The sequence below is a fragment of the Myroides sp. LoEW2-1 genome, assembly GCF_009767705.1.
GTDB classification, from domain to species: domain Bacteria; phylum Bacteroidota; class Bacteroidia; order Flavobacteriales; family Flavobacteriaceae; genus Flavobacterium; species Flavobacterium album_A.
Genome location: NZ_WSPP01000057.1, coordinates 17,412 through 27,292 on the forward strand (window position 1 = coordinate 17,412; position 9,881 = coordinate 27,292).

Consider the following 9,881-nt stretch of genomic DNA (forward strand, 5'->3'; position numbering starts at 1 on the left):
TAAAAATACAACCAATCCAAACAAGACAAAATGACACTAACAACGGCTAACAACCCTACACATATATGACTTTTTGTCAATTTCTTGCAATAGTTTTCTCAAAAATTATGTCAATTAGACCATTTAGGTACATTGGAACATCTATTGCTTAAGTTATAACACAACAAAAAAAATACGCTTAATTATGAATTTGAACAATTTTACAATAAAATCACAAGAGGCTCTGCAACGTGCACAGATAATTGTACAAGGGGCTGGCCAACAACAAATAGAGAATGAACACATTTTTAAAGCTATTCTTGAAGTAGATGAAAATGTAACCCCATTTATTCTCAAAAAGCTAAATGTAAATCTTGATACCTTCAAAAAGGTCTTAGATGCAACAATCGAAAGTTTTCCAAAAGTAGCTGGGGGACAAATGAGTTTATCACGAGAAGCGGGTGTAGCTGTAACAGAAGCACAAGCTATCGCAACAAAGATGAAAGACGAATTTGTTTCAATAGAGCACTTAGTATTAGCTATTTTTAAATCAAAAAGTAAAGTAGCTCAAATATTAAAAGATCAAGGTGTAACTGAAAAACAATTAATAGCTGCCATTGAAGAAATTCGAAATGGAGCAAGAGTTACATCAGCATCCGCAGAAGACACATACAACTCTTTGAATAAATATGCTAACAACTTAACTCAATTAGCCAATGAAGGTAAGTTGGACCCAGTAATAGGTAGAGATGAAGAAATTAGACGTGTATTGCAAATCTTAAGTCGTCGTACTAAAAACAACCCTATGTTAATTGGGGAACCTGGAGTTGGGAAAACAGCTATAGCTGAGGGATTAGCGCATCGTATTGTACAACAAGACGTTCCTGAAAACTTAAAAGATAAACAAATCTTTGCCTTGGATATGGGAGCACTAATTGCAGGTGCAAAATACAAAGGTGAGTTTGAAGAGCGATTAAAATCTGTCGTAAAAGAGGTTACTTCTGCTGAAGGAAATATTATTCTATTTATCGATGAAATACACACCTTAGTAGGTGCTGGTGGTGGTGAAGGTGCTATGGATGCAGCAAATATCCTAAAACCAGCTTTAGCTAGAGGTGAATTGCGCTCTATAGGAGCAACTACACTTGATGAATACCAAAAGTACTTTGAGAAAGACAAAGCTCTTGAAAGACGTTTCCAAAAGGTTGTCGTAGATGAACCTGATACAGAAAGTGCTATTTCAATCTTGAGAGGTATTAAAGAGAAATATGAGGCTCACCATAAAGTAAGAATTAAAGATGAGGCAATTATCGCAGCTGTCAATTTATCTGAAAGATATATTACCAATCGTTTCTTACCTGATAAGGCAATTGACTTAATGGACGAAGCTGCTGCTAAATTGAGAATGGAAATCAACTCTAAGCCTGAAGAACTCGATGTGTTAGATCGAAAAATCATGCAGTTAGAGATTGAGATTGAAGCAATCAAAAGAGAGAATGACGATGAGAAATTGAAATCTCTGGGACTTGAACTTGCTAATTTAAAAGAAGAACGCAATGAAATCTTTACTAAGTGGCAGGGTGAAAAAGAAGTTGTCGATCGCGTTCAAAATATTAAACAGCAAATAGAGGCTTATAAACTGGAGGCCGAAAAAGCTGAACGTGAAGGTGATTATGGTAAGGTAGCGGAGATTCGATATGGCAAAGTCAAAACGGCACAAGAGGAGCTTGAACAAGCACAAAAGCAATTAGACGAAAACCAAAGTGGTCAATCACTTATCAAAGAGGAAGTGACAAGTGAGGATATCGCTGAAGTAGTTGCGAAGTGGACTGGAGTTCCTGTTGCAAAAATGCTACAAAGTGAAAGAGAAAAACTCTTACACCTTGAGGACGAACTACACAAACGCGTTATTGGTCAAGAAGAAGCGATTGAAGCAATTAGTGATGCTGTGCGTAGAAGTCGTGCTGGGTTACAAGATCCGAGAAAACCAATTGGTTCATTCCTATTTTTAGGAACAACTGGTGTAGGTAAGACAGAACTTGCTAAGGCACTTGCAGAATATCTATTTGATGATGAAAACGCCATGACTCGTATTGACATGAGCGAATATGGAGAAAGACACAGTGTGAGTAGATTGGTAGGAGCGCCTCCAGGATACGTAGGTTATGATGAAGGTGGTCAGTTAACTGAAGCTGTTCGAAGAAAACCTTACTCTGTTGTACTTTTAGATGAGATCGAAAAAGCACACCCAGATACTTTTAATATCTTATTACAAGTATTGGATGAAGGACGCTTAACAGATAACAAAGGTCGTTTAGCTGATTTTAAAAACACAATCATTATTATGACTTCTAATATGGGAAGCCATATTATACAAGAGAAATTTGAATCTATTTCAAATGTAGAACAGGCCTCAGAGGAAGCAAAACAAGGAGTGCTTAATGAATTAAAATTAACAGTGCGTCCTGAATTTCTTAACCGTATTGATGAGATTGTAATGTTTACACCATTGTCGAAAGGTAATATCCTCAACATTGTAGATATTCAGTTGAAAAATGTCATCAAGATGTTGAAACAACAAAATATCATTATGGAAGCGACACCAGAAGCTAAGGAGTTTTTAGCAGATAAAGGATATGATCCTGAGTTTGGTGCGCGTCCAGTTAAGCGCGTTGTTCAAAAAGAAGTTTTAAACCGCTTATCAAAAGAAATACTTGCTGGGCATGTAAAAGCAGATAGTATTATACTATTAGATTCATTTGACAATGAATTAGTTTTCAGAAACCATGAAGCTTAATAGCTTGTTTATAAATTCGTTTTTACAATAAAATAGAGGTTGCTCAATGAGCAACCTCTATTTTTATTATCAATTAGCCTCTTGCTTTGATACTCCACGTAAACAAAAACTTTGCTACTACATCACCTTGTTCGTCCTTAGCAATTGTTGTCAATGGGATTACTACTCCTTCTTTTGTTTCTATTGCTCTTTGTATTGCCTCGTCAATTTTTTGTCCTTCATCGCAGGTAAATGTAATTTTACCAACTGCTTTTTTAGTAAACTCCATCTCGTTCTTCACAACCAAAGAAGCTATATTCTGACCAGACATTTTAATTTTTGTCAATAGCATTAAGCCTCCCGAAAACTCAGCAGCCATTCCCTGTACTGCCCAAAACATACTCTGAAATGGATTCTGATTTAAAAAGTCAAACTCTACATATGTTATCACTTCGTCTTTTTTAAAACTTTCTAAGCGAACACCTGCAATCCAAGCAATTGGAATTTGCGTTGTTAGAATTTGTTTAAATGTCTCTTGATTCATATTCTATTATTTATTTTTCAGTTAATTAAGTTACTAATCTAAAAGCTCTCGCTTATCCTATGTAATTAGAATTTTAATGATTCTAAAATTTCTTTATTCTTGCACAGAGATTCTTTATACTCTCCTTTTAGTTGCTCTACCAAATCCCTGACTGTCAAAACACTTGTAATTCCAGCTGTCCCATGGCCTGCAGACCAAATATCTTTCCATGCTTTGCTATTTGCCGCAGTCAATTGAGAGAAATCTTCTTCTTTTTTGACACTAAGATCTAAACCTGCTTTCTCGATACTTGGTTTTAGAAAGTTTGCATTTACCCCTGATACACCATCTGTATACATTATATCATCAATACCTGAATCTACGATCATTTGCTTATATTCATCTACTGCATCACATTCTTTTGTTGCTATAAATCGCGTTCCCATATAAGCAAAATCAGCTCCGATATTCTGTGCTGCTAAAACATCACTCCCCTTATCTATACTTCCCGCCAAAAGCACTACTCCATCAAAGAAACTCTTTATCTCCGCTATCAGTGCAAAAGGGCTTGCTGTACCTGCATGTCCTCCAGCTCCCGCAGCTACACAAATTAAACCATCTACTCCTGCCTCAGCTGCCTTTTCTGCATGGCGCTTTTTGATAATATCGTGAAAAACTAATCCTCCATAACTGTGAACTGCATCTACTAAGTCTTTGACAGCTCCTAAAGAAGTAATGATAATAGGTACTTTGTACTTAATACAAAGCTGTAAGTCAGGCATTACTCTTGGATTTGTCTTATTGACAATGATATTAACTCCAAATGGTGCTGGCTTCTTCCCTGTCTCTCTTTCAAACTTGTCCAGTTCTGTCGTAACTTCTATAAGCATTTGTTCAAAATCTTCTGTACTTCTACCATTCAAAGCTGGAAAAGTTCCTACTATTCCATTCTTACAGCTCTCTATCACTAATTTGGTTCCAGAAACAATAAACATTGGGGATACTACAATAGGTAATACTACCCTATCTTTTAACTCTTGTATTGTCATAATTAATTTATCGTTTTTTTTAATTGTGTAATTTAATCTAAAATAACAAGATTTCTAAACATATCCACTCTATTTTTGATTGAAAATCCCCTCATTTCAAGCTTTTAACACATAAACACACCTACTTTCTTACCTTGAAGGAAAGGAAGCACAAATTACCTACTCATTTTGATCAAAACACTTGATAGTATATCTCTAATTATTTTTTTACTTTGCAAGGTAAAATAAACAATGATAGATTAAATTTAATATGAAAAAACTAACATACGCTTGTTCCCTTGTACTCTCAGTGATGTTATTGGGTAGTTGTAATCAAAAAGCAACAGAAAGTAAAACTGAAGCCAAAACCGAAGAAGCTACTCCTACAGTAGAGAAAGATGAAGCTAAATCGGAAAAAGAATCCCTTTCTCAACCTTATAATGAGGAAGAAGATGCAGATGAGAAATTAAACGAATTAATCGCACAGGCAAAAAAAGAAGGAAAGAAAGTTTTTGTACAAGCGGGAGGAAACTGGTGTATCTGGTGTTTGAGATTCAATGATTTTGTTCAAAAAACAGAAGAACTTAAATCTATTGTAGATAAAGAATACGTGTATTACCATTTGAACTATTCAACTAAAAACAAGAACAAAGAGGTATTTGATAAATATGCGCCTGAGGGAAAGAAATTAGGTTTTCCTTTCTTTTTCGTGATTGACCAAGAAGGAAAAGTAACTAATATCATCAACTCTGTAGACTTAGAATTAGACAAAGGATATGATGTTGAGAAAGTAAAACAAATGTTTTTAGACAACGCCTTATAAACAAGAAAAAGAAACTCTCGATTGAGAGTTTCTTTTTTTATACCTCATACAACAACAACCTTCTCATCTCCGTATCCTGTATATCAGGAAGTTCCCAATGGGATATAAACTGTTCCATCATCTTACGCCCTCTATCCTCAATGCTATACTTATCCCATGTTTCATAACTCAATATTTCTTTCTCGAGCTCTGTAAGTCTATATTCGTGCTTAACTGCATTTTCTATTTTATGCTGGATTCTTTCAAAACTACTGGGTTCATAGCGATTAAAAGCCAAAATCATATTTCCCAATGAATAACTATACCTATCGCGATTCACTTTTTGCATGCTATTAATATCCTTGTAGGTACTTCGTTCTTCATAATGCCCTTCTTCTGGATATATTAGATAAACTTTAGGGTCTACATGACTTAACCCTCCTCCATTTAATTCTTCGATTGTCTTTAAAAAATAGTCTAAACCCGCCCAGGTTTTGAAGCGATTACCTTTGTGAATGTGATTGATTACCTCTTTCCATCTAAAGTGACTAACTCGTTGTTCCAACAGTACATTTATCAAATATTCATTGGTATGAGCCCTACCTCTTAAATAATAAAAATTAATATCTCTAAAAGTATCTTCTAAATTCAAGTTGGAATTATTGCCCTGCAATAAAAAGCACATAATATTATGTCGTTCTATTGCAAATAATAACCGCTCAATCTGATCTAACTTTTGCTGAACACTATAGTCTGTTTCCTCACCTGATTTCTGTGGTAAATCACGCATAAAAATAGACAATATTAAATTCAACATATACTTTCCATATCCCCTTGGAAAATTGTTTATCCTTAGTAGTGACTTTTGCAAAGCAACTGTGTAGTGAAAGTCAAAATCAATATCTGTATCAACTGCATAAGGATTATTGATAAAATACCACAAAACAACAGCTTTCTTCATACTTCCCAACCACTCGTTCAGTACTTTATAATCGACATAATTAATTAGCTCATTATCCTTTTCCAATTGAAAATCTACTGTAAAAAGTTGCTTTTGATAAGACTTAAAATCATTAGAAACCATAGTCGAATTAGAAAAATACAGAAGCCAAAACGCTTTTAAGAAGGCATCATCATCCATAGCCTGCGATGGATTCCTCCCAAGCCACTTATAAACTTCCAACCAAGCTTGATTCACTTTCTTCCTACTCCGATCTATAGTAGAAGAAACAGTTAACTGTTTCGATACAATGTACAATACCCGATTCTTTAAACGTTCCAGGCTTGACAATTGCTTTCCTCTAAAATTTAATGTTTCAAAAACCATAGAAACATCTAATGGACGTTCTTGAGACTCGCTCAAATCCAGAATAGAGAAAAGTAAATGCTTTGTAATCTTATTAATCCAGACTTCAACTTCTACCTGAGAAAGACTTTTAACTTGTTGATAAAAATAAGTCTTTGCTATGGATAAATTATGCGTGTATAGTGTTTCAGTTTCTTCGACCTGGTAGTCTTTCTCTGAAAAAATCTCTCTAATCAAGTAATTGTGTGACGGCACATCAATGTGATAACCAAAAATATACTTATTGACCTCGTTCTCTCTATGTCTAAAATAAGTATTTTCTAAGGCTGCTTTTAACTCTACATTATCTAAAACATTCACAAGTTCAGACAATAAAATCAACAAAGTAGTCAAACGCTGCTGCCCATCTACTATATTACAACCCGTATAAAATTGTCCTTTAATCAAAAGTTTGTTACTTCTAACTGTAAAACCTTCTTTGCGAATGCTTTCAAAATCTGCTGTAGTAAATGCATTTAGCGTTAAAATACCAGTGAAGTGAAATGTATTTCGATGATGATGTGTATTATAAAGATCATACCACAATTCGCTCAACTCTTTCTTTGTCCATGAATATCCTCTCTGATAATCGGGTATCCTAAAAATTCGGTCCTTAAATACTTCTTCAAATGCAATAATATTCATCCCTCAATTTGCTAAAAAATGCAGGCAAAAATAACTCAATTCACCCTCTTTAGCTATATTAATTTGTTAACTTTTAAAAGTGTTATGATTGCAGTATCTAAAGCTAATATTGAGAAGTTTAGCAATTATAGAAGATACAAAATTAATATGTCTTTTCCAATGCCTCTTATCATACTTTTTGTTGTCATATAACCCAATATTTGTAATATAAAAATATAACAACCTAAAGTAGAAACACTATGAAACAAAGAGTTCCAGTATCTCAGATTATGGCTAAAGTATTAATAGCTGTACCATCAACAAAAAAAATTAGTGAAGTAAATCAACTGTTTGCCGACTATAATATCCGACATATACCAGTAGTTGAATCAGAAAAACTCATTGGAATTATCAGTGTCAATGATATTCTAAAAATAGGATATAGCAACGCTGATATGGATAAAGACGCACTAAACGATATTTACGATGCCTATAAGCTCGAAGATATCATGACTAAAAATCCATTAGTTGTTACAGAAGACACAATCATTAAAGAAGTAGCTGAACTATTTTCAAAACAAAGATTCCACTCACTACCTATCACGGACAAAGCAGGAAAATTAGTTGGAATAGTCACAACTACAGATTTAATAAATTATTTAATTGCGCAATACTAATTGAACAATTCACACCTTTTTCAAGGTATAAAATGTATTTCAACGAAAAAAGACTATCACTGTTTGTGATAGTCTTTTTTACATAACTTCATTTCCCCTATTGAGAACAAAGTTAATTCAAGAGTTACCTCTATCAATATCTAAACTCTGTAACACCACACAAAAAGTATAAGCAACCCAAAGAAAAAAATCTTCTTATCCCTAAAATAATTGTGAATACATCCGTTAGAACTGCAAACTGCTTTGTCCCAATGTATCACACAAGTCTAATTACAATACTTCCACGTTATCCATCAAATTTCCGAAGCACTTATACACTCACTTACCACAAAAAAAGCGATACATTCTTGCGTCTTTCACTCAGTTTTCTTGCAGCATCCTTGCAGTTTTATAGGCGAAAAGGTGTGTTTTCCCAAGGAAACCCCAAGCAAACTGCAAGAAAACCCCAAGGAAGTGCAAGCATTACTACACCAATTCACGACCAATGAGGTAAAACAAATGTTATCAATTTAAAGTGAACTTAATCGTTAGACTTTGCGTATCATTTAGACAGATGCTCTATTACCAGTCTTGACTTTGTCGCTTTTGACAGATAGTCCAAGCTACTTTTGCTATCCTATGGCTATTTTTGAGTTAAAGACCAAAATTGTTCTACACTTTACAAAATGTTCTAAGGTTGATCGGATCCGATCAACCCTTATATACCAATTTACTTTTTATTTGTGCTGAATCAATTGCCACAAATTCAAACTGATCGAAATGAGTCAATACTTTACTGAATTTTTCCTCAGCTTCTTTTCTACTCCAATCTTCAGGATAGGTAAAACCAATAAACGAGATACTTTCTGCGACTATGCTAAACGCATGATCGAATTCTTCAAAACCACCATAAGTCAAAGCAATCTGACCTTTCCAATGTATTGTATATTTCTTGTCATGCTGTTTAGAAAACGTAATATTGTGATTTGCACACTGGTCATGACCTAACAAATAAATACTAAAGCTTGGCTCGGACTCATAAAAATCTTCCGCTAATGGCAGTACATCAAGTTGAAAACCAAACTCATCTTTGTCAAATAAATCAACCTTTTTTGATCCATCACTTAACAGGATTCCCTGCTCATCAGACCAATAGGTTGAGGATAAAATACACTGATGATAGTTATCCCAAACAATCTTCGATTTCCAGTGTAATTCGCTTGTATAAGGTCCATCAAAATCTTCTTCTTCATAGTCATCTTCCTCATCTGTGTTTTCTTCAGAATCATAGTAATCCTTGCTTTTCAAATGTAAATCAAACCACAAACGACCTTCCAAATCCATTCGTCCGGACCAAACAAACTCCTTTAATTGATGTGGTTCAGGATAAGCACTATCTTTAAACACAATCTCTCTTTTCATACCTATTTACTATTTCTATTATAAACTCACAAAAGTATGCATGTATGCGAAAAAACCAACCATACGAACATATAAGTTATCCCACTTTTTAATTGAGAAAAAAACAAGGAGCAACTTTAGTTTATACCTAAACAAAATTGTTTTTATAATTCTCCCTTTATAGCTTAGAGAAAGCTTAATAACAGGTAGAAACGAGCACTTCAATTATCACAACTAAAAAAAACAGTAAATTTACTTTTGTCAGTTGCTATTCTTCTCTATTTTCCATTTTGCACAATGATTAAGTAACTAACTATTTACCACTTACAAATAATTTAAAATATAAGGGATCCGTTCACAAACGTTTCTGTAACAAGAAAAGAGGTCATGGCGTGTAAAAAACAATGAATGTATTGACCATTGAATCGACAAATAACACTATGGATTGCTCCCCAACTTCTCACTTTTCATTTATCAAAAGAATTTTAAATACAATCAAAAATCAAATCGCAACAATCAATTACTCAATGCGAAATTTATAACGCTCTTTAGAAAACACCTAATTTAGCAACCATTAGACTATAATCTATAGAATATACTTTAGTTTGAAACTCAAGAAATGAATGGCTTTAATGACAGGTAAATACAACTCCAAAAAGAGTGGACAAGAACAATAATAGTAACCTGTCCACACTTGTACACATGGTTGAATAAAACATATTCCAAAAAAATTCATTGTTTTATTCG

Annotated in this window: 7 protein-coding genes; 3 read left to right on the top strand and 4 right to left on the bottom strand. The window is 34.0% G+C overall.

Annotated elements, in window-relative coordinates; genetic code table 11:
* The first annotated feature begins 184 nt into the window (after positions 1–184).
* Positions 185–2,776: an ATP-dependent chaperone ClpB gene (gene clpB / locus GOQ24_RS04120; protein ID WP_160339170.1), complete on the top strand. Its 2,592-nt coding sequence runs from the start codon at positions 185–187 to the stop codon at positions 2,774–2,776.
* A 73-nt stretch (positions 2,777–2,849) separates the two neighbouring features.
* Here the strand turns inward: clpB and GOQ24_RS04125 are convergent, their stop codons facing one another.
* Together GOQ24_RS04125 and GOQ24_RS04130 are read right to left on the bottom strand one after the other, a co-directional pair.
* Entirely contained in the window at positions 2,850–3,299 is a 450-nt protein-coding gene (locus tag GOQ24_RS04125) for a DUF4442 domain-containing protein (protein WP_155092463.1), read from the bottom strand.
* A gap of 65 nt (positions 3,300–3,364) precedes the next feature.
* A complete protein-coding gene (locus GOQ24_RS04130) occupies positions 3,365–4,327 on the bottom strand; it encodes an NAD(P)H-dependent flavin oxidoreductase (RefSeq protein ID WP_155092462.1) in 963 nt (320 codons plus the stop codon).
* 250 nt (positions 4,328–4,577) lie between these two features.
* Between GOQ24_RS04130 and GOQ24_RS04135 the strand changes: the two genes are divergently transcribed.
* Positions 4,578–5,129, top strand: a complete 552-nt coding sequence (locus GOQ24_RS04135) for a thioredoxin family protein (RefSeq protein WP_155092461.1) — start codon at positions 4,578–4,580, stop codon at positions 5,127–5,129.
* Between the two features lie 37 nt (positions 5,130–5,166).
* Here the strand turns inward: GOQ24_RS04135 and GOQ24_RS04140 are convergent, their stop codons facing one another.
* The gene (locus GOQ24_RS04140; protein WP_155092460.1) at positions 5,167–7,098 is read right to left on the bottom strand and encodes a DUF262 domain-containing protein; all 1,932 of its coding nucleotides are present in this window, start codon (positions 7,096–7,098) and stop codon (positions 5,167–5,169) included.
* Positions 7,099–7,337: 239 nt separating this feature from the next.
* Between GOQ24_RS04140 and GOQ24_RS04145 the strand changes: the two genes are divergently transcribed.
* Entirely contained in the window at positions 7,338–7,754 is a 417-nt protein-coding gene (locus GOQ24_RS04145; protein ID WP_155092459.1) for an HPP family protein, read from the top strand.
* Between the two features lie 690 nt (positions 7,755–8,444).
* On the opposite strand, the gene GOQ24_RS04150 is transcribed toward GOQ24_RS04145, so the two are convergent.
* Complete coding sequence (locus GOQ24_RS04150; RefSeq protein ID WP_155092458.1) at positions 8,445–9,155, bottom strand: hypothetical protein; 711 nt, start codon at positions 9,153–9,155, stop codon at positions 8,445–8,447.
* Positions 9,156–9,881: the final 726 nt, after the last annotated feature.